A 19706-nucleotide genomic window follows, 5' to 3' on the forward strand; every position below is an offset into this window, starting at 1 on the left:
TGATTTGTTAATGTTCAAATGATTTATGTTCCATAGACCGAGCAACAATTTCCGAATTACGATTCATATTTAACACTGGAGTAACAGGTTTAAATAAACTCTTATCAACTTTATTAGTAATAATAAATTTATACATATCCTGTTTGAATTTTACAGTTTTCAATGGCTGTTTTTTTAATCCTTCCAATATAAAATTGAATGATAAAATTGTTAAACCAAAGAATAGGACTGGAAACAATAATAACCAAGGAGCCAGTCTAAGTTGATAAAAATATGTGCCAACTAACCCAGACCACTCATTAGATAAAGAAAGGGCTATTTCTTCCTCATCACCATACTCACGAGTAATTGTTCCTCCAAAGAATACCGATAAAAGTCCCAGGTGAGCCAGCAGTATTAAAGCTGCAATAATCTGTTGCATAAAGATGATACCGATCTTAGGTGCTAAGTGAGGCAAAACATGCTTTATAAAGATTTGCGTAGAATTCCCTCCTATTACTCTAGCCCCAATGATAAATTCATTTGATTTAATAATCTTAATCTCCTCTGCTATAAGGACGCTTGTTGTTGGTATTGCGATTAAAGTCAAAATAATGATTTCAAATATCGCTTTCTCACCAAATGTTAAAACCTCCGAACTTATTACAGGTTTTAATAAGAAATAACAAACTAATGCCACAGGAAGATAGTAAAATGATTGATTTAGAGATGTTACCCATTTTATCCGCTTAAATAAGGAAAGTAAGAAACCGAACACAAAAGCAGAGCTGACTCGGAGTAAACTAATAATAACAGCTAATCCAATCGTGAATTTGGCACCTTGTACAATTTTGTACATTAAGTCACTCCCAAATTGATCTGTTCCCATCCAATGGTTCTTAGAAGGTGGAAAAGGTGCTCGGTCAACGGGCATTCCGTCTTTATAAAGAAATTCAGTAACTGGAATTTCATCGTTCATAACGAAATGATGATATAAACTAAACCCAAGGATAGAAAAGATAAAAAGTAATCCTATGATAAATAGAAGACCTCTATTCAATCTAAGCATCGCTGTCACCTCTTAAACGTATGATAAATGTTTGGATGAACGAAAAAGATAGGTAAATCGGAACAAACATCAAAAGCATACCGATCGTAAATATTTCAGGGGAACTATTGTCTAACATAAATGTTGTGATGCCATAAATGTTGAATAGATACTCGATGATCAATAGATTGGAAAGCATAAACCACCAAATATTCTTTGAATGAAAGAAGAAACTAATTATTGCATTTGGAAGTATATGCCGCCACAGGACATAAAACGATGTCAGTCCTTTTCCTGAAGCTAAATCTACGTAAGGTTTATTCATTTCCTGCTCAAAGTCATACAATAAAATTCTGGTGCAAAGAAGTGTTGGCAAAATGGTCAAACACATTATAGGTAAAAGATAAACGTTTTGCTCATATGCAACTGCAATAGGAAACAAGAGGATATTAAAGGTTTTAAAAAACCAAATGATAAACATTTGAACAGCTACTGCAACCAAAATATCAGGAACGGATTCTAATACATACAATACTTTTTTAACAGGTTTTATTAGCTGTGATGGCAGCTTATATATTAATAAAGTTAATATGATTGAAACGATAATTGCTAAAATGAATGCTGATGTTAAAACACTTAAAGAATAGAAATAAGGTTCCCATAATGCTGGAAATAGACTTCTTGGGATACCTGTACCTGTAAAATAAACAATTTCCATAGGATTTATTATTTTTCTGAAAAGATCAACCGTCTCTTGAATATATAAACTTATATCAATTTTCAACTCTACAAAAGCAAACGGGAGCGATCCTATAAAGAAGATCCCTATGATTGCTAACAACAGAGAAAAGACAAACTGTATTCGTAACAGTCTCATAAAAAGCCTCCTTATAATCAATGACCCTTCGATAGAAGGGTCATAATTGTTTACTTTTTAGGTGTTCGATATTCTTTTTTAGCTGCCTGATAATCAGATGCCGTAAACATAACAGTAGGCATATTTGAAATAGCTTCTGGCTCTTTGCATCCATCAAGAGTCAATTGACTACTTCCGTTATCATTAATGTCTGTACAATGAAACTCACCAACTGGCAGTTCATACCCTCTATAATTATTGGAATATATAAACTCTCCACTTTGATATTTGAGTTCATTCGTTGTACTTTTGCCATTTTTGTCGACAATAGTAAACTTCAAATCAGAGTCTTTTTTAGCCTCTACATCATCAAGAAATTGAAACATTAATGAAAGGTTGTATGCTTTTCTAGATCCAGTTAGTATCTCATTTAAATTTGAAGAGGTGTTTACTATAACAATCTGTCCGTCATCAATATGATTTTGTATTGAAGTTGGTAGCCCTTTTCCCTTATCCTCTTGAGAAACTTTCTCTTTATCTTCTGTACATCCTACTAACAATAAACCTATTAATGGTATTGTCATTAACAACTTTCTCAATGAATAATCCCCCTATTTTTTCATCATTTTTCAAAATAATCTGATTAAATTTTACCACATTATTACAAATTTGGGTGTTAGTCTTTTTTATTTCTTCCAGATTAAATTTAAAAACAAAAAGCACTCCTAATGAGAGTGCTTTTAAACAAATGTTAATTTTAAAGGTACTTCCGATGCACGGTTTTCCCGTCAAATGTGAACAGAACAGGCTTTTGCTCGATCTTCGTTTCCATGTGAACAGGACGACCCCAAAGATGATGAACGTGTGGGAGCACCTTCTCTAGATACTTCACATCGAGTTCGATATCTTCATAGTTATGGACGAGGTAGAGTTCTCCGTTCTTCATGTAGTCTCCATCATTTACGGTAATATACGGGAATCCTCCGTTTACCCGCATGCCTACAAGCTGATCTCTGACTTGTTCCCACTGTTTATCAACGATCTTGTATTCTTTTCCCTGCTTTTGAAACAGGTACATATCTTCACGCTGAGCTAGATCCTTAGTTAGATAGTTTCTAATGAAGGACATATCTGATTCAAGTTCACGAACCTCAAATATCTTTTCACGTCCCGATCCAGGCTTTACTCCTTGTCGCAGCAGTTCTTCATCTGGGTTGTTATAGCGTTCTTCGATGTCTTTAAATATTTGAAGACCCAAGTAGTAAGGATTTATAGATGTCGTCGAAGGCTGTACAACGCCCGCGTTTAATTTAGCGAACTCAATCGTCTCATGAGAGGTTAAGTCCATTTCTTGTAGAATTTTGGCGTGCCAATAAGACGCCCAGCCTTCGTTCATGATTTTTGTTTCGAGCTGCGGCCAGAAATATAGCATTTCCTCTCTCATCATTGATAAAATATCCCGCTGCCATTCTTCGAGTTCACGGCTGTATTGCTCAATAAATAAAAGAATATCTTTCTCTGGCTGAGGCGGAAACATTTTTTTCTTCTTCAATGCAGGCTTAGGGCCTTTTTTATCATCGATTTTCCATAGGTCATCATAAGGCGTTTCTTTCCTAGGTGTTATTTCATCATCTTCACCAAATACATAGTTTAGTTTGTTCCTAACGATCGACGGATCGATGTGTTCTTGGATCGCGAGCACTGCATCCAGGAACTGCTCTACTTCTTTCTTTCCATATAGATGTTCATACTGTGCAACCCGTTCAGCAGTAGCAGTCATGCACTCAACCATGTCTCTCCTTGTGTTTGAAAAACGGACATTGTTCTTAAAGAAGTCACAATGAGCTAGAACATGAGCAATGATAAGCTTATTTTGTATCAATGAATTTGTATCTAGCAAAAACGCATAACAAGGATCTGAATTGATGACCAGTTCATAGATTTTGCTCAATCCCAAATCATATTGAAGCTTCATTTTGTGAAACTGTTTTCCGAAACTCCAGTGTGAAAAACGAGTCGGCATTCCGTACGCACCAAATGTATAAATAATATCTGCCGGACATATCTCATACCGCATAGGGTAAAAATCGAGGCCAAAGTGGTCTGCAATCTCAGTAATTTCAGCAATTGCTCTTTCAAGCTCTTTATTTTGCAAGTCCCAGTTCATGTTTTCCCCCTCCTGCTTTTTCCTTACTTTTAACTGTATGAAAGAAAACGGACATTCATGAGAAAACAAGAGCGAAAATCGGACGTGTTTTAAAATTATGCTTTTCGAACTGCGGGCAACAAATAAAATAGAAACGTACTTGCTGTTACGATTCCGCCTATTGTGATGGTAAACGCGGAACTGGTTGATGCCGCTAAGTATCCTGATAGCATTGCTGCGACAGGCAGTAATAGCCATGTCATCCACCGGCTTGTGGCTTGTACTCTGCCTAATAAATGGTCAGGAGTGTGCGTCTGACGAATCGTTCGGATACACGGGTTGATCATACATGCTGCTAATACACCAATCGCATTCGTTACCGCAACAGCAATAAAAGTTTCGGAGTATGCGAGTCCAATGATGGAAAGACCTCCTGTTAGATGCGCGATCATTAAGATCGTCTGAAATCTGAAAATCCTACTCATTCTGTTTGTCACTAAGGCACCGGTGATTGCCATCAAACCACCTAATGAGAGTATGAATCCAATTTCAGCAGGTTTAAAAAAGAGAACTTCTTTTAAGTGAAAAATAAGCAAGGTTAAAAACATCGTTGTTCCAAAAGTTGATATCATAAGCGCCACGTTTGTATACCAAATGATTTTTGTGTTAAACACATGTTTAAATCCTTCTTTGAGTTCTGAAGCAAATGTCCGAAAGAAAGTATGACGATTATAGAGTGTTACCTTATTTTCGTGTTCAATATGTATTTTAGTGATCATCCAAAAAGTTAAAAAGAATGATATTGCGTTTAGGAAGAGACCTGCGCCTGGAGCAGTTATTGCAACGAGCAGTCCTCCAAGTGCCGGACCAATAACGATTGCTGTTTGAAATAATCCTTCATCCCATGCGTTCGCTTCATGCAGCCTTTCTTTTTGTACAAGATGAGGTAAAAAAGCAAATCCGGCCGCATTATGAAGCTGTGTCAGCCATCCCATCAATAAAGCACCAGCTGCAATATGCCAAAATTCAAGGGTATCGGTTTGATAGAGCACAGCAAGAAGCAGAAGTAATAGTCCTCGTGTGATATCACTGAAATAAAGGATTTTTTTTCGATTATATGTATCTGCTATCCATCCTGCTATAGGTTGAAAGAATACCGGTATTCTTTCAACCGCAGCTATAATACCCATAGAGACCGCCGAACCTGTAAGCTGAAGTACAATTAGCGGAAGTACAAGAAGGTAAACTTGATCCCCTAAAAACGAGATGAATTTACTTCCAAGCAAATTCATAGCCTTTCTATTCTTATATAATGGAGGCGTTTCCTCGTGTGAATTTTGACGTAAAGATTGCATTTATTAAATCCCCTTTCTCTCTGCTTAATAAAATTACTTATTAAACAAGAGAATCCTTTATAAAAAAAATAAATTGTTGGGGACTGTCCCCCAACAATTTATTTCCCTTCGTCGTTTCAACTTCCTAATCTTATAAAATACTCCAAAAGGACCAAGTTTTTTTCCTGATTTACTATTAAGCCTTTGTTTTTCTAGTTATATCGACAATTATTTCCCAACATACCAAAAGAAGCACCCAAAATAAAGAGTGCTTCTTTCTTCTGCTAACGACCTTGATAAACATCCAGCACGCTTGGCCATCCGTAGTATTCTTCGGCAGGTTTTGCTAACTTGTCGATCCAAACTGTTTCTTTAGATTCAAAATCCATCTTTTTTATCACTTTCGATTGATTAGAGTTTTCGAAAGATCTTACCCAAACTATCCCTTTGTCAGGCAATGTTTTCGGAAAATCATCCGCAGCCTCCATCCCTGGCTGAGTTAATCTTTTTGCACTTCTCGTAGTTGTATCAACTAAAACTAGGAAAGGCTTCGATCTTTTTTCAACAGGAACTTCCCATCCCCATTCAATCTGTCTGCTTACAACAATTTCACGGTCACTTCTCCATGTAAAATCACCATCAGCATATCCTTGGAAACCTAGATCCACTTCTTTTCCGCTTCGTGAGTCCCAAATGGTTAACCGTTTATTTTCAGAGACTAATCTTCCAATCCCGTTGATATAAGCCAATCTTTCAGTTTTTGGCGACCAATGAAACCAATTCGAATTATTTAACATATTTGCGATCATTTTCGTTGTTGATTCGTTCTTAGAAACAATCATCAATGTATTGCTGTCCGCTGACAGGGATGCAGTCGGGCATGAGATAAAAGCAAAAACGCTATTCTTCATGCCCCATTTGAATTTTGTTGTGCCGATTGCGAAAAATGATTCACTCATTTTTGGTAAAGTCGTAATCTTTTTTACTTTTTTCAAATCACCTTTTGCATCTGCAGGCACAGTAAAAATCTGAACAGGAGTCCATCCATCCGGCTGAAGATTGGCTGATGATGAAACGACAAACCCTTTGCTATCAGGAGTCCAGCTATAGTTTCCTACCCCAAGAATAACATTTTGAAAAGTGGATGCCGGCTTTGAAACATCAATTACATTTAGAACACTCCCGCTTTTCCAAGCAAGCAACTGGCCAGCCGGTGACCATCTTGGCATCATCAATTCACCTGTAAACACTTTTCTTTTTAAACGAGTCACCCTGTTGTACACCCATAACTCTTTTGTTTCACCCCCACCAGCCATGTAACTGATATACATAGCATCACTAGAGAATTTTGGATGTGACAGCTTAGTGCCTTCAACTAACCTTCTTTCCACATCTCCATCTTTCAGCCACAATCCATCTTGACGAATAAATGCAGCTTTTCCCTCGGCCGCTTCGGAATGGCTCGGAACATTCATTACAATAATCAACATACAAACCAACAGAATGGTCAATCGTTTCAAATCACTCACCTCATTACTAACATGAACTAAATGAGGGAATTCATACAAAAAAACTCAGAAACCATCGGCTTCTGAGCTTGTCCATTTTAATTATTCTCCTGTTTCCGCAAAACGCTTGATACGACCAGCGATCTCGTCACGTACACGCTGGAACTCGCTCCACTCTTTCCCTGCAGGATCGTCAAACCCCCAGTGCTCACGCTTTTTATGAGGCGGTGTTGCTGGACATACATCATTGGCGTGTCCGCATAGTGTTACAACTAAATCAGCTTTTTCTAAAATATCTTTATCAATAACATCTGAAGTCTGATTCGTAATATCGATATCTACCTCTTTCATCGCTTTGACTGCGTTAGGATTTACACCATGTGCTTCAATCCCTCCAGAGTATACATCATATTTATCACCAAGATAGTGGTGTCCGAATCCTTCAGCCATCTGAGAACGGCAAGAGTTTCCTGTGCAAAGGAAATAGATGATTGGTTTTGCCATGTATAAAAACCTCCTAAAAGAACTTCTTTCGTGACCATCATAATATAAGTATATCCTTATATCAATATTTATTTATATATTCTTTGACATATTATATAAACATATGGTTATATACTAATGAGGTGAGATCGATATGGAATTGGATCAGTTAACGGAATGCTACAAAGCAATGGCAGACAAAACACGTTTAAATATTTTAGCTTTACTCCGTCACGAAGAATTATGTGTATGTGAGCTGGTTGAAATATTAAAGATGACACAGCCTAGTATTTCACAGCATTTAAGAAAATTAAAGCAAGCGAAATTAGTGAAAGAACGACGAAACAGTCAATGGATCTTCTACTCCATCGATGGTGAGATCTATCCTTTTATAAAAGCAAACTTAGAAGCTCTTCCTGATATGTCAGAAAAGATTGAACAACTTAAACAATCAGGCGGTAAGGTTTGCTGTTAACCTAGAGACTCAGGAGCAATTGGGGGAATTGATATGAACAGCATGGCGATAATGGCCTTCGCTGTATTTTTAGTTACGATTATTTTTGTTATCTGGCAGCCAAGAGGTCTTTCGATCGGATGGTCTGCTACAATCGGTGCAGCTATTGCACTTCTTCTAAAAGTCGTAAGTCCTGCAGACGTCTGGACTGTTACCGGTATCGTCTGGAACGCGACATTAGCCTTTGTTGCGATCATTCTCATATCGATCATTTTGGACGAAATTGGATTTTTCGAGTGGTCTGCTCTTCATATGGCAAGACTTGCTGGCGGCAACGGCAAGAAGATGTTTACATATGTCATCCTTCTTGGAGCTGCTGTTTCCGCATTCTTTGCTAACGATGGTGCAGCCTTAATCCTGACACCAATTGTACTTGCACAAGTGCGGGCACTTCATTTCAAAGAATCAATGGTACTTCCTTTTATTATGGCTAGCGGATTTATTGCAGATACGACTTCTTTGCCGCTTGTGGTATCAAATTTAGTAAACATTGTTTCAGCTGATTTTTTTAACATCGGATTCGTTGAGTACGCAAGCCGGATGATTATACCGAACTTCTTTTCTTTAATTGCGAGCATGCTTGTTCTGCTTATCTTCTTCGGTAAAGATATCCCTGAAAACTATGACCTTTCACAACTAAAACAACCGAAAGAAGCTATTCGTGATCAAAAGCTTTTCAAGCTATCATGGGTAATCCTCGCTGTTCTTTTAGCAGGTTATTTAACAAGTGAGTTTATCGGTATTCCCGTATCATTCATAGCAGGAGCTGCAGCACTCATATTTATCTTAGCTGCTCGTAAAAGTCCAGCCATCCATACGAAAAAAGTTATTAAGGATGCACCATGGACAGTTGTCGTATTTTCAATTGGAATGTATGTAGTTGTTTACGGTCTTCGTAATGCAGGGCTTACAGATATGCTCGGAAACGTAATTCAAGCTGTTGCAGACCAAGGATTGTTTGCAGCTACGATCGGTATGGGCTTTATAGCTGCTGTTCTTTCATCCGTAATGAATAACATGCCAACTGTAATGATTGACGCTTTAGCTATTCAAGGCACAGAAACATCCGGTGTCATCCGCGAAGCATTAATTTACGCAAACGTTATTGGGTCAGATCTTGGACCAAAGATTACGCCTATCGGGTCGTTAGCAACCCTCTTATGGCTGCACGTTTTATCTAAAAAGGGAGTAAAAATCACGTGGGGCTATTACTTTAAAATTGGTATCCTGCTTACGGTACCAACATTATTCATTACTTTGACCGGCCTATATTTATGGCTGCTGCTTCTATCATAAAAAAAGGAGAGTGCAAATCATGATTCAGCGTATGCATGTTGCTGTTAACTGTACAAATTTAGAAAAATCACTGGAGTTTTATAAAAACTTTTTTGGTACGGAACCCGCAAAAGTAAAAGAAAACTACGCCAAATTCGAACTTGATGAACCAGGACTTCACTTTTCACTGAATGTGCGTCCATTCGAAAAAGAAGGCGTGTTGAACCATTTAGGTTTTCAAGTAAACAACACAGAAGACGTACTTGCTATGGGTGAACGTCTTCGCAGTGCAGGTCTGTTATTAATAGATGAGATGGACACAACATGCTGTTATGCTGTTCAAGATAAATTATGGGTCTATGATCCGGACGGCAACGCATGGGAGATCTTCTACACGAAAGAAGACTCTGAGTTTGAATCTGCTGGAGATGCTCGCGACCTGTCACTTTGCTGTGCTCCGCCACAAAAACCGCAAACGATTCAACTTGGTTTTACAAAAAAATAGATTTTCACATAGAGCTGACTCAAAATGGTAAAAAGCACCTTTTTGATGTCAGCTTTTTATTGTCTGTGAATGTTTTCAAAGAAGATAGTGCCCATTAGTAGTAAGGCATGATGAATCCACGAAAAATAGTGCTTAATCCACGAAATTTTGGTCTCAATCCATAAATCCACACCGTTTATCCACGAGTTTTAGCCTTATATCCACGAGTCTACACTCGTCGACATTTACGACTCCTCTCATGCCACTTAACGAATCCAACCGAACCAATTCTTTATTGGATTAATAAAGATATCAGCTGAAGTGACTATTCATGGACAATCCCGCATATTATCTAGTAATCACATTAGACAGGGATGATGCCATGATGAGACGTACTTTAGCAATCTTTTTGGGCAGCGTGCTGATTGGTATAGGAATAAATGGATTTATTGTCCCTTTTCATTTATTAGATGGCGGGATGATCGGGATCAGTCTTCTCGTAAAATATGTATGGGGCTATAAAGTGGGGTTAACCTTAATATTATTAAGCATCCCAATCTATCTTTTAGCTTGGAAGCTGGAACGCCGTTATTTTATAAACAGCATTCATGGTCTGCTCGTCTCTTCCTTGATTATTGATCTTTTGACCCCATTAAGAGGAATGTTTTCAGTTTCAATCATTGAGAGCTCTGTAATTGGCGGTCTTTTTATCGGAACGGGAATCGGCTGGATGCTGAGACATGAAACAAGTACAGGCGGAACTGATCTATTGGCTCTATTCGTATCACGCTGGCTTTCAATCAATGTTGGAATGGTCATTTTCTTAATCGACGCTGCTGTAATATTAGTCGGGCTTTATGTGATGGGAGAAGGGATTTTATTTTATTCCCTCGTTACGATCCTTTCGGTAGGGTTTGCAACAATGACAATGACCCTGATCCGGTCGATTCAATTTTATAAGAGCACATAAAAAAGAGCCAGTCACAGGCTCTTTTTTGCTTTAAACAGATCTATCCATACATGCAATTAATCGGTCTTCAATGTCTTTTGCTTTTTGTTCTAAGTCTTGGTCGTTGAGCAATTTTACAAACTCGGTCGGCTTTGGCATTCCGATTTTAGTCTTGCCTTCATCTGTATAAAGTACCATCTTACAAGGCAAGAAGTATCCGATCATCTTGTTCTGCGTCAGTACTTCCTTCGCTTCATGTGGGTTACACACCTCTAAAATAAGAAAATCATCGTTATAGTCCAGTCCTTTTTCCTGCAGCTTTTCTTTTACGTTAAACTGCCAAAGCACACCGAACTTTTCTTCCTTTAGTTGTTCCTCTAATTTTTGAGCCGCTTCTTCCATAGTCATTGTTGTCTCTACTGTGTAATGAAACATTAAATTTCCTCCTTTTTTGTTATAGGGAACTCTGTCCAAAAAAGATGTTCGTTCCCGTCTGTTTCAAGTCCTATCCTGCCGTCCATCATGGTTATGATTTCTTTAGCGATCGATAAGCCAAGACCAGATCCTCCCGTTCTTACAGTTCTCGAAGAATCAGCACGATAGAAGCGTTCGAACACTTTTCCCGTGTGCTCAGGAATAATGAATTGCCCATCATTATGCACTTCAATACGATACACATCCCCTCGTATCTTCCCTATTATCTTTACCCAACCGCCTTCATCATAAAAACATACATTTTCTAACATGATGGACAATACTTGTTTTAACGCATCTTCACTTACATATACTGTCCCGTTCTGGATAGAGGAGTTCACGGATATTCCTGATTTTTCAAAGGCAACAGTAAAGCTTTCCAGAGCATCTTCAATGACTTTTTGAACGGGAAGTATCCGGCCTTCCTGATGGAAATTCGTCCATCCTTCTAACTGATTGATCTGTTCAGCCATGCGGCTTAATCGTCTCGATTCTTCTAACAATATTCCGTATAATTCTGGAGTTGGCTTTATAATGCCTGATTGGAGTCCTTCTAAATAGCCGTTTAAGTTTGTGAGCGGTGTTCTTAATTCATGAGAGATATCTTTGAGCATCTGATCTCTTTTTTCATCATTTTTCTTTAGTGTCAATGCCATGTTGTTGAACGCGTCCGACAGTTTTCCTAACTCGTCGTTGCTAGAAACAGAAAGAGGCTCAGGATAGACTCCTGTTTTGATAAAAGCAGCATATTGCGTCAATTTGTTTAATGGCTTGATTAAATTTTTTAGGAATAAGAAATGCAGTAAAAAAACAATGGAAAAAGCTATAATACTGATCTGCAAAAAGTAAACGTGTAATTCACTATTGAATAAAGGACCGTTAATTCCATAATCATTTACTAATAAACAAGCGTAATCTTTTATTGTTGATCCTGACCAAAATACAACAATCCCGAGAGCAAGTGCGTTTACTATTGCAAGTTTAACTAACAAACTCATTTTACTCATTTTAAAGCGCGACAAATTGGTACCCCATTCCACGTACGGTTGTGATAAAGGTTTTGCCTGATTCCTTGCGCAGCTTCTCTCTTAAGTTAGCAACATGAACATCAATTGTCCGGTCAACTACAATTTTTTCCTGATGCGGATAAAGCTCGTCCAACAATTGCTCTCTCGTAAGCACTTGGTTTGAATGACGCATAAACATGGACAATAGACGAAACTCATGAGGTGTTAAGGAGAGCTGTTTCCCTAAATAACTTGCTTCTCCTTTAAAGGGTTTAAGTGTTAGACCATTATAAGAGATCTTGTTGCATCTATGAGCTGTTCTTCGCAAGACAGCTTCGACTCGTGCTACGAGTTCTGCAGGACTGAATGGCTTAATCACGTAATCATCGGCACCTGCTTTAAGACCGCTTATTCTATCCTTTTCAGCTGTTTTGGCGGTCACCATGATAATAGGAATCTCACTCTTTTGTTCCTTCCTGACCCATTCCGTTAACTCTTCACCGCTAACAGAAGGAAGCATAAGGTCCACGACTAAAAAGCATGGATCGATCTTTAAGAAAGTATCCTTTGCTTCTTTTCCATTGCTGGCTTCATATGTTTCATAACCTGAATTCTCAAGGTAGATCTTTATCAGGTTCCGAATATTTGGGTCATCCTCTACGATCATAATTGACTTTCCCTTTAGTTCCATCACAAAACATCCTTTATTTTAAGCGTGTTACCATATCGGATAGGAATTCCTCATTCATCGGCCCGACAATTTTCTTCTGAATAACACCAGTTGTATCAATCATATACGTTGTCGGAATCGAAAACGCTTGATACGTTACACCTACATCTCCTGTTTCATCAAGCGGTATAGGAAACGTTAATCCATAGTCATCGACAAAAGTTTGAATGTTTGACTGGTCTTTTTCCATGGTTGTCAGATTAACTGCCAAAATCTCAACATTCTTTTTGTCTTTATTCTTTTCGTAATACTTCTGCATGTGAGGCATTTCCGCCTTACATGGCGGGCACCAGCTAGCCCATAGATTCAATACAACTTTCTTCCCTCTATAGTCCGATAGCTTGACCTCTTTTCCATCAAGCGTATTCATCGTAAAGTCTGGAGCCATATCGCCTTCATTCACACCTGTTTTCCCTGAAGGTTCTGCTGCTTGTTCAGATTCACCTGTTGTTTCTGTGGATGTTTCTGATGATTCTTCCTGCTTCTGTGAAGTCTTTACACCTTCAGCACTCTTTTTATCTTCTTTTAATTGTAAATCATAAAAGGTATAACCCGCTAAACCTAATATAACGATTATGGCAAAAATATTTTTCTTAAACATGGAAGAACTCCCCTCTTACGGTGCCCATGACCAGCTTGAAAGCCATGAACTGATTATTTGCATCTGCCCTGTGAACAAAAGCAGTCCCATTCCTAATAAAATGACTCCATTAATTTTTGAAAGCTTCGGTAAAATTTTGCTGATTGATTTTACTGTTTTAAAAGAATAAGTAAGTGTAAACGAAATAATTAAAAAAGGTATTCCTAAGCCTAATGAATAGATCCAGAGCATAAACATCCCCGAATATACGGTCTCTGTAGAACCTGCCATTAATAAAATGGATGATAAGGCCAATCCAACACAAGGCGTCCATCCAGAACCAAAGGCTAATCCGATCAAGAATGAACTAAACGGATTTGCACTTGGCTTTGAAGTAGAGTTGAAGCTTTTCGTCTTCATTAAAAAATTCAATTGCAGCCAGCCTAGCATTTGAAGACCGAAAACTATGATTAATAATCCGCTTACTCTCTCAACCGTTTCACGGTAAGAAGCAAACAACTGTCCAATCCAGCTTGCAGAGGCCCCCATAAGTACAAAGATCACACTAAAACCTAGAATAAAAAAAAGCGAACGAATCATCACAGTCTGTTTATCAACTAATACTTTGCCTCCATTGATTGTCCCGCCAGTTAAATGAGCTGTATAAGCAGGAATCAAAGGAAAAATGCATGGAGAAAAAAAGGAAAGTACGCCTGCTGTTAAAGCAAAAATTACGGTTACATTCTCCATTTCATCACCTCCTGACTATATTGTGCTCCCCTTTTGTTAAGATTTGATAAAGGTAAAAGATATAGAACAAAAATGAAGCTGCCAGAAAGGAAATAAAAAGCGGCATTATAGTCATAAAAAAATGCAAAAACCCCACTCGTGAGTGCATAAAACGTTCCAATCAACAAGATATTCTTGCCTGTTAACAAGTACCAGCTGACCGTAACAAGCATCAGAAGCAGAAACACTTCTGCACCATCATTAGCTGATCCAAATGTATTTTTCCAAACTAAAAAAACACCGCTTCCGATCATCCATAACAATACGGTTTGTAATAAAAAAGAATGAATAAACTGCGGCTGTTTATATATTTTCCATATGCTATACCCGATAAAAAACACACAAGCCAACACTATACCTTTAGTTCCACCTGTAAAATACAAAAGTGTTAACGGATGTTTAAATGACTCTATCGGCTGAAAAATAATAGGACTGAACTTCCAAACCCATATTGAATTAAAAACACCTGAAAATAACCATTCATATGCTGGTTTGTAATTTCCGTCAATCAAATAGTGGCAGATCAGCAACAAACCTATGAACGCAGTTCCCAAACTTAAAAAGATGGACAGCGTCTGTATAGAAACAGGCATACTTCCAATTTGAATAATCTCCATACTTTCTCACCTCTGTGTCCATTACACACTGCAAACATTAAGAATTAATAAAGATAAAGAAAAAAATCCGCCAAAACAAGACGGATTTTCTATTTTTTATTTATCCTAAAATATCTATCCAGATCTTAATGGATGTTGCAACAATAAGAGCTGCTAAAATGAATTGAAGGATTTTTGTATTTACTTTTTTACCAAATTGAGCCCCTAGCGGAGATGCGATCAGACTCGCAACTACCATGATTACAGCTGGCCATAATAATACTTGCCCAGTCGTAATCTTACCAATCGTCGCACCGATTGAAGAAATAAAGGTAATGGCAAGTGATGTTGCGATCGTCATTCGTGTTGGTATCTTAAGAACAACCAGCATGATCGGCACAAGGATAAAGGCTCCTGCTGCACCAACGATACCTGCTGCTATACCGACGATAAATGCCAATACCGCTGCAATCCATTTATTAAACTTCACTTGATCTAACGGAATGTCATCGATGCCCTTTTTAGGAATAAACATCATAACTGCTGCAATTGTAGCCAATATGGCGTATACAATATTGATTTGAGCCTCTGACATTCCCTGTGATCCATAGCCGCCGATAAAACTTCCTATCAGAATGGCACCACCCATATAAATGATGAGGGTTTTATTCAAATAACCGCCTTTACGATAAGCCCAAACTCCACCTATGGTAGCAAAGAATACTTGAACAGCACTTATACCTGAAACTTCATGGGCAGTGTATGCTGTGAAGCCTAGCATTGCTGGAATATATAGAAGCATCGGATACTTGATGATCGATCCGCCGATCCCTACCATTCCGGATATAAAAGAACCTATAAAGCCAATAAGAAAAATCGTTATAATGAATCCTAATTCCATGACTTCACCTCCCGATGACTGTTTTTATTTAGATAAATAAGTTGATCTTAGATTCATCTGCATCAGCAAGATATGAAGCTACACCTGCATAATCTAACCCATCAATAAGTTCGTCTTGCGTAATACCCATAACATCCATTGACATTGTACAAGCAACCATCTTAACATCTAGATCTTGAGCCATTTCGATTAATTCTTTTAGTGTTACGATGTTTTTCTTTTTCATCGTATACTTCATCATCTTTCCGCCTAGACCGCCATAGTTCATTTTAGAAATACCAAGTTTCTCTGGTCCTCTTGGCATCATTTTTGCAAACATTTTATCCATGAATGTTTTCTTCACATTTACATACTCTTCTTTTCTTAAGATGTTTAATCCCCAGAAAGTAAAGAACATCGTTACTTGTTTCCCCATAGCAGCTGCACCTGTAGCGATAATAAAACTTGCCATCGCTTTATCAAGGTCACCACTGAATACGACCATAGTTGATTTATCTTGTGTTTGTTGTTCCATTATCAAATCTCCTCCTCATAATTAACCCCTAGATATACAAGTCATAAGGAGGCATGTGAACATACCCCCTCATGTTTTATTAACCTTTTTGAATCCAGAACTTGAATACGCCGTCTTCTTCTTTATGGTCTAATAATTCATGACCAGATGATTTTGACCAAGCGGATAAGTCGTTTACTGCACCTTTATCAGTTGCTAGCACTTCTAAGATGTCTCCGCTAGCAAGACCATCCATAGCTTTTTTTGTTTTAACAATTGGCATTGGGCAAGATAACCCTTTTGTGTCTAAAGTTTGTTTTACGTTCATTTCAAGAACCTCCTAGTAGTTTTCAGTTTGTTTTTTGTTTTATTTACTCAGTGATTGCACAGCGGTTTGGACCAATTTCCATATCACGCTGTTCATCAGTTGAAGGGTCAATTTTACCCATGTTCGTTTCACGAATTTCTTGGTATGCGTTTGGCTGAGGCGGTAAGTTTTCTGTTACAGCCTTACGGAATTCATCTTCACTCTTAATATTCAGTCCTTCGTTCTTTTCAAACAACTCGCCTAGAGGAGCTTGAACAGCACCTTTTTCATCAAGTTCGCTGATTTTACCAAAGTGTGCTGGCAATACAACTAGATCTTTTGAAAGACTGTTGTATTTGTTGTATAAAGAATCACGCAGATCGCTTACCCAGTCCTCAGCTTTACCAGCAAGGTCTGGACGTCCGATTGAATCAACAAACAGAATATCACCAGAGAGCAAGTATTGTCCGTCAACGATCATAGAAGTACTCCCGATCGTATGACCTGGCGTATAAAGCGGCTGAATTTCAATCTTTGTATTACCGATCGTAATGTCTTTGCCTTCTTGTAACGCTTCATATGAGAACGTTACTTCTTCAGCATCTTTCGGAGGCAGCCAGTATGTTGCGTTCGTTTTTTCCGCAAGACGGCGTCCGCCAGAAATGTGGTCAGCATGAAGATGCGTATCGATCATATGCTTAATTTCGAGATTGTTTTGTTTAGCAAAATCTTCGTAAGCTTCAACTGTACGCGCCGAATCGATGATTGCTGCTTCGCCGTTTGATTCTACAAGGTAAGAAAGGCACCCTTTACCGATACGATTGAACTGGTAGATAGAGCCGCCATCCTTCAAGTCACCAATCTTAACTGGCATCAAGTATTCGCTCCAAGCTTTCATACCGCCTTCAAGGTAGTAAACATCTTTAATTCCTGCTTCATCAAGCATCTCCGCTACCATTACAGAAGATCCTTCTTTCGCACAAACAACCAATACCTCTTCTTTTGGAAGGTGTTCCAATACATCCTCAACACCATCAATCAAGTCGAAATACGGACGGTTGATCGACTCAATGCCTTTACCTTCGATTTTCCAGTCTTTAAAATCACTTTCATTACGAACATCAAGAATAAACATTTTGCCTTCAACAACACGTTTTGCTACTTCTTTAGCTTTTAATGCTTTAACCATTTTATTAAATACCTCCCCAGGTATAATTTGTTTTAAAAATTTTTAATTTAGAATGTTAATGTCATGTTTGCATCTTTCGCGAAATCTAAGAACATCATTGCTCCGCCAACATCAATTCCGTCAATAAAGTCTTCTTTTTTCAGGTTCATAACATCCATCGTCATTTGACATGCGATGATCTTAACGCCCATTTCTACAGCCATTTCGACCAGTTCCGGAATAGAAGGAACATTTGCTGCTTTAAATCCTTCAGCAAGATTTTCTTTTCCAGCTGGAAGTGGTAAGTTCTTAAAGCCTTCTTTATGAATTAAGTTCAGACCCTCAAATGTGAAGAAGATCGTAACTTCGTAATCTGCAGATGCTGCAGCTGTTGCGATGTTAAATACCTTGTACGCGTCAAAAGCACTTCCGTTACTTGCGATAATTGCAGTTTTATTAGCCATTATTGATTTCCTCCTTCAGTTGTTCCAGTCCATTCTGACATTCCCGGCAATACATTTTTCACACGCTCAAAACCTTGTTCAGATAAAATTTGTGCAGCCATATCACTTCTTGAGCCGGTACGGCAAATCACATGGATTTCTTTGTTTTTATCAAGTGTGTCTAACTTGTCTTCAAGTTCGCCTAAAGGAATAGATACTGCCCCAGGTATACGTTTGAACTCATATTCTGCTGGTTCTCTTACATCTAGCAGAATCATATCTTCTTTATTACCAGCCAAAGCTTTTTCTAATTCATCATTTTGAATCGTATGCTCAAACTTAGCTGCTTCTTTTACTTCACCAGGGTTTGATTTTCTTAAATAGTGCTTAAGAACATCTCCCTCTTCTTTTGTACCTAGATATTGGTTTCCTGTGTTTCTAGCCCATCCTTGAATATCAGCCAATGAACCTTTATCCGTTGCCTGAACTTCAATGACCTGACCAGCTTCAAGCTGATCCATCGCTTTTTTCGTACGTACAATCGGCATAGGACAAGAAAGTCCTTTACAGTCTAAAACTTGATCTACTTTAATACTCATTTGTGCAAAACCTCCATATTTTCTTTATTTAACTTCGCCATTCCAGTTCAGCATGCCGCCAGTCATGTTAATAACCTTGATGTTGTTAGCAGCTAAAACGCCGCATGCTTTTTCACTTCGTTTACCAGACCGGCAAACCATGATGTATTCTTTCGCTGGATCGAATTCATTCAATCGGTAAGGAACTTCACCGAGCGGGATATGTTTAGCGCCAGGTATCATTCCTTGTACGACTTCATCGTTTTCACGAACATCAATGATGTTTAACTGATTTTCGTCTTTTATTAAACGACTAACTTCTTGTGGTTCAATAGTTTTAAAAGACACAGGTTATTATCCCCTCTCTTATATAATGTATGATTCGTAATACTTATACCCGTATAGGTATATTAAAAACCAAAAAAATTTAACATGTTCCAATTTTACTTCTTACACTCAGTTGTTTCATGAAAAATATTTCATTTAGATCTATAATGGCATCTTTCATAAAAGGTTCTATGACTGGATCAATTGCGACTTCAATATCTTTGATCTTGATGACAATATCTTGCTTATGTGACCCATCCAGGGCAACACCCACTCGAGGTCCTCCTCAGCCAAAACCAGCCATGAAAATTCTCACTTTATATGGAGCAACAGATTTTTTTTGAATGAACGCGATTGCTTTTTCTGTAATATCCAGAACTGTCACCTCTTCTTTTAAATACCCATAGGGGTATATTAAATGATAAAAGAGAATCTGTCAACAGACGATGCTTATGACAGATATTAGCGGCTTTTCACAAGAAGCTGCACAGCTTCTTTTACAAGATCGGAGTTCATTTCTTCTCCATTCTCCATTTGATCACGCAAGCATTGTTCAAGGTTCGTGCCGACAATTAATCCAATCGTACGATCAATAGCAGTTCGTGAAGCAGAAAGCTGTGTGATAACGGCTTTACAATCTTGCTCTTCTTCTAACATACGCAAGACACCACGAATTTGCCCCTCAATTCTTCTTAGACGATTTTTCATTTCTTGTGTGTATTCCAAATCAGCACCTC

Annotated in this window: 26 protein-coding genes; 4 read left to right on the forward strand and 22 right to left on the reverse strand. The window is 38.1% G+C overall.

Annotated features, from left to right (window positions below; translation table 11 throughout):
- Positions 1–7: 7 nt before the first annotated feature.
- The 7 genes from EV282_RS16400 to arsC form a co-directional block, all read right to left on the reverse strand.
- The gene (locus EV282_RS16400) at positions 8–1048 is read right to left on the reverse strand and encodes an ABC transporter permease (protein WP_130296819.1); all 1041 of its coding nucleotides are present in this window, start codon (positions 1046–1048) and stop codon (positions 8–10) included.
- Positions 1041–1904 (reverse strand): ABC transporter permease subunit, encoded by an 864-nt coding sequence (locus EV282_RS16405; RefSeq protein ID WP_130296820.1) that lies wholly within the window; start codon positions 1902–1904, stop codon positions 1041–1043. The genes EV282_RS16400 and EV282_RS16405 overlap by 8 nt, the downstream gene beginning before the upstream one ends.
- 50 nt (positions 1905–1954) lie before the next feature.
- Positions 1955–2482 carry a hypothetical protein gene (locus EV282_RS16410; protein ID WP_130296821.1) on the reverse strand — a complete coding sequence of 176 codons (528 nt, stop codon included), beginning with the start codon at positions 2480–2482 and terminating at the stop codon, positions 1955–1957.
- A 158-nt stretch (positions 2483–2640) separates the two neighbouring features.
- A complete protein-coding gene (locus tag EV282_RS16415; protein WP_130296822.1) occupies positions 2641–4050 on the reverse strand; it encodes a SpoVR family protein in 1410 nt (469 codons plus the stop codon).
- Positions 4051–4145: 95 nt separating this feature from the next.
- Positions 4146–5384, reverse strand: a complete 1239-nt coding sequence (locus EV282_RS16420; protein ID WP_130296823.1) for an MFS transporter — start codon at positions 5382–5384, stop codon at positions 4146–4148.
- Between the two features lie 263 nt (positions 5385–5647).
- Entirely contained in the window at positions 5648–6883 is a 1236-nt protein-coding gene (locus EV282_RS16425; RefSeq protein WP_130296824.1) for a TolB family protein, read from the reverse strand.
- Between the two features lie 90 nt (positions 6884–6973).
- Entirely contained in the window at positions 6974–7375 is a 402-nt protein-coding gene (gene arsC, locus EV282_RS16430) for an arsenate reductase (thioredoxin) (RefSeq protein WP_130296825.1), read from the reverse strand.
- A gap of 133 nt (positions 7376–7508) precedes the next feature.
- On the opposite strand from arsC, the gene EV282_RS16435 reads away from it, so the two are divergent.
- From EV282_RS16435 to EV282_RS16450, 4 genes are all read left to right on the forward strand, one after another.
- Positions 7509–7829 (forward strand): ArsR/SmtB family transcription factor, encoded by a 321-nt coding sequence (locus tag EV282_RS16435; protein WP_130296826.1) that lies wholly within the window; start codon positions 7509–7511, stop codon positions 7827–7829.
- A gap of 42 nt (positions 7830–7871) precedes the next feature.
- Positions 7872–9164: an arsenic transporter gene (locus EV282_RS16440; protein WP_425590204.1), complete on the forward strand. Its 1293-nt coding sequence runs from the start codon at positions 7872–7874 to the stop codon at positions 9162–9164.
- Between the two features lie 22 nt (positions 9165–9186).
- Positions 9187–9648, forward strand: a complete 462-nt coding sequence (locus tag EV282_RS16445) for an ArsI/CadI family heavy metal resistance metalloenzyme (RefSeq protein WP_425590205.1) — start codon at positions 9187–9189, stop codon at positions 9646–9648.
- A gap of 361 nt (positions 9649–10009) precedes the next feature.
- On the forward strand, positions 10010–10597 hold the full coding sequence (locus tag EV282_RS16450; protein ID WP_130297040.1) for a YitT family protein: 588 nt from the start codon (positions 10010–10012) through the stop codon (positions 10595–10597).
- A 30-nt stretch (positions 10598–10627) separates the two neighbouring features.
- On the opposite strand, the gene EV282_RS16455 is transcribed toward EV282_RS16450, so the two are convergent.
- From EV282_RS16455 to EV282_RS16520, 15 genes are all read right to left on the reverse strand, one after another.
- On the reverse strand, positions 10628–11011 hold the full coding sequence (locus tag EV282_RS16455) for a DUF302 domain-containing protein (RefSeq protein ID WP_130296829.1): 384 nt from the start codon (positions 11009–11011) through the stop codon (positions 10628–10630).
- Positions 11011–12057, reverse strand: a complete 1047-nt coding sequence (locus EV282_RS16460; protein WP_425590206.1) for a sensor histidine kinase — start codon at positions 12055–12057, stop codon at positions 11011–11013. The genes EV282_RS16455 and EV282_RS16460 overlap by 1 nt, the downstream gene beginning before the upstream one ends.
- A 1-nt stretch (position 12058) precedes the next feature.
- Entirely contained in the window at positions 12059–12748 is a 690-nt protein-coding gene (locus EV282_RS16465) for a response regulator transcription factor (RefSeq protein ID WP_130296831.1), read from the reverse strand.
- 13 nt (positions 12749–12761) lie between these two features.
- Positions 12762–13388, reverse strand: coding sequence for a peroxiredoxin family protein (locus EV282_RS16470; protein WP_130296832.1), 627 nt, complete (start codon positions 13386–13388; stop codon positions 12762–12764).
- A 15-nt stretch (positions 13389–13403) separates the two neighbouring features.
- A complete protein-coding gene (locus EV282_RS16475) occupies positions 13404–14117 on the reverse strand; it encodes a cytochrome c biogenesis CcdA family protein (RefSeq protein ID WP_130296833.1) in 714 nt (237 codons plus the stop codon).
- Positions 14105–14773 (reverse strand): hypothetical protein, encoded by a 669-nt coding sequence (locus tag EV282_RS16480; protein WP_130296834.1) that lies wholly within the window; start codon positions 14771–14773, stop codon positions 14105–14107. Before EV282_RS16480 ends, EV282_RS16475 begins: the two co-directional genes overlap by 13 nt.
- Positions 14774–14873: 100 nt before the next feature.
- Positions 14874–15653 carry a sulfite exporter TauE/SafE family protein gene (locus EV282_RS16485; RefSeq protein WP_130296835.1) on the reverse strand — a complete coding sequence of 260 codons (780 nt, stop codon included), beginning with the start codon at positions 15651–15653 and terminating at the stop codon, positions 14874–14876.
- 28 nt (positions 15654–15681) lie between these two features.
- Complete coding sequence (locus EV282_RS16490; RefSeq protein ID WP_130296836.1) at positions 15682–16167, reverse strand: DsrE/DsrF/DrsH-like family protein; 486 nt, start codon at positions 16165–16167, stop codon at positions 15682–15684.
- Positions 16168–16246: 79 nt separating this feature from the next.
- Entirely contained in the window at positions 16247–16474 is a 228-nt protein-coding gene (locus EV282_RS16495) for a sulfurtransferase TusA family protein (RefSeq protein ID WP_077363621.1), read from the reverse strand.
- 43 nt (positions 16475–16517) lie between these two features.
- Positions 16518–17642, reverse strand: coding sequence for an MBL fold metallo-hydrolase (locus tag EV282_RS16500; RefSeq protein WP_130296837.1), 1125 nt, complete (start codon positions 17640–17642; stop codon positions 16518–16520).
- 47 nt (positions 17643–17689) lie between these two features.
- Positions 17690–18085 (reverse strand): DsrE/DsrF/DrsH-like family protein, encoded by a 396-nt coding sequence (locus EV282_RS16505; RefSeq protein WP_130296838.1) that lies wholly within the window; start codon positions 18083–18085, stop codon positions 17690–17692.
- Entirely contained in the window at positions 18085–18663 is a 579-nt protein-coding gene (locus EV282_RS16510; RefSeq protein ID WP_130296839.1) for a sulfurtransferase TusA family protein, read from the reverse strand. Before EV282_RS16510 ends, EV282_RS16505 begins: the two co-directional genes overlap by 1 nt.
- A 24-nt stretch (positions 18664–18687) precedes the next feature.
- Positions 18688–18990, reverse strand: coding sequence for a rhodanese-like domain-containing protein (locus EV282_RS16515; RefSeq protein WP_130296840.1), 303 nt, complete (start codon positions 18988–18990; stop codon positions 18688–18690).
- A gap of 79 nt (positions 18991–19069) precedes the next feature.
- Complete coding sequence (locus EV282_RS20370) at positions 19070–19243, reverse strand: hypothetical protein (RefSeq protein ID WP_165389508.1); 174 nt, start codon at positions 19241–19243, stop codon at positions 19070–19072.
- Positions 19244–19431: 188 nt separating this feature from the next.
- On the reverse strand, positions 19432–19695 hold the full coding sequence (locus EV282_RS16520) for a metal-sensitive transcriptional regulator (protein ID WP_130296841.1): 264 nt from the start codon (positions 19693–19695) through the stop codon (positions 19432–19434).
- Between the last annotated feature and the right edge of the window lie 11 nt (positions 19696–19706).

It is taken from the genome of Fictibacillus sp. BK138, assembly GCF_004216955.1.
Taxonomy (GTDB): domain Bacteria; phylum Bacillota; class Bacilli; order Bacillales; family Fictibacillaceae; genus Fictibacillus.

Bases quoted from the DNA above. Each gene is read 5' to 3' on its own strand.
- EV282_RS16400 (WP_130296819.1), bottom strand. From the start codon at position 1,048: ATGCTTAGATTGAATAGAGGTCTTCTATTTATCATAGGATTACTTTTT.
- EV282_RS16405 (WP_130296820.1), bottom strand. From the start codon at position 1,904: ATGAGACTGTTACGAATACAGTTTGTCTTTTCTCTGTTGTTAGCAATC.
- EV282_RS16415 (WP_130296822.1), bottom strand. From the start codon at position 4,050: ATGAACTGGGACTTGCAAAATAAAGAGCTTGAAAGAGCAATTGCTGAA.
- EV282_RS16420 (WP_130296823.1), bottom strand. From the start codon at position 5,384: ATGCAATCTTTACGTCAAAATTCACACGAGGAAACGCCTCCATTATAT.
- arsC (WP_130296825.1), bottom strand. From the start codon at position 7,375: ATGGCAAAACCAATCATCTATTTCCTTTGCACAGGAAACTCTTGCCGT.
- EV282_RS16435 (WP_130296826.1), top strand. From the start codon at position 7,509: ATGGAATTGGATCAGTTAACGGAATGCTACAAAGCAATGGCAGACAAA.
- EV282_RS16440 (WP_425590204.1), top strand. From the start codon at position 7,872: ATGGCGATAATGGCCTTCGCTGTATTTTTAGTTACGATTATTTTTGTT.
- EV282_RS16450 (WP_130297040.1), top strand. From the start codon at position 10,010: ATGATGAGACGTACTTTAGCAATCTTTTTGGGCAGCGTGCTGATTGGT.
- EV282_RS16455 (WP_130296829.1), bottom strand. From the start codon at position 11,011: ATGTTTCATTACACAGTAGAGACAACAATGACTATGGAAGAAGCGGCT.
- EV282_RS16460 (WP_425590206.1), bottom strand. From the start codon at position 12,057: ATGAGTAAAATGAGTTTGTTAGTTAAACTTGCAATAGTAAACGCACTT.
- EV282_RS16465 (WP_130296831.1), bottom strand. From the start codon at position 12,748: ATGGAACTAAAGGGAAAGTCAATTATGATCGTAGAGGATGACCCAAAT.
- EV282_RS16470 (WP_130296832.1), bottom strand. From the start codon at position 13,388: ATGTTTAAGAAAAATATTTTTGCCATAATCGTTATATTAGGTTTAGCG.
- EV282_RS16475 (WP_130296833.1), bottom strand. From the start codon at position 14,117: ATGGAGAATGTAACCGTAATTTTTGCTTTAACAGCAGGCGTACTTTCC.
- EV282_RS16480 (WP_130296834.1), bottom strand. From the start codon at position 14,773: ATGGAGATTATTCAAATTGGAAGTATGCCTGTTTCTATACAGACGCTG.
- EV282_RS16485 (WP_130296835.1), bottom strand. From the start codon at position 15,653: ATGGAATTAGGATTCATTATAACGATTTTTCTTATTGGCTTTATAGGT.
- EV282_RS16490 (WP_130296836.1), bottom strand. From the start codon at position 16,167: ATGGAACAACAAACACAAGATAAATCAACTATGGTCGTATTCAGTGGT.
- EV282_RS16495 (WP_077363621.1), bottom strand. From the start codon at position 16,474: ATGAACGTAAAACAAACTTTAGACACAAAAGGGTTATCTTGCCCAATG.
- EV282_RS16500 (WP_130296837.1), bottom strand. From the start codon at position 17,642: ATGGTTAAAGCATTAAAAGCTAAAGAAGTAGCAAAACGTGTTGTTGAA.
- EV282_RS16505 (WP_130296838.1), bottom strand. From the start codon at position 18,085: ATGGCTAATAAAACTGCAATTATCGCAAGTAACGGAAGTGCTTTTGAC.
- EV282_RS16510 (WP_130296839.1), bottom strand. From the start codon at position 18,663: ATGAGTATTAAAGTAGATCAAGTTTTAGACTGTAAAGGACTTTCTTGT.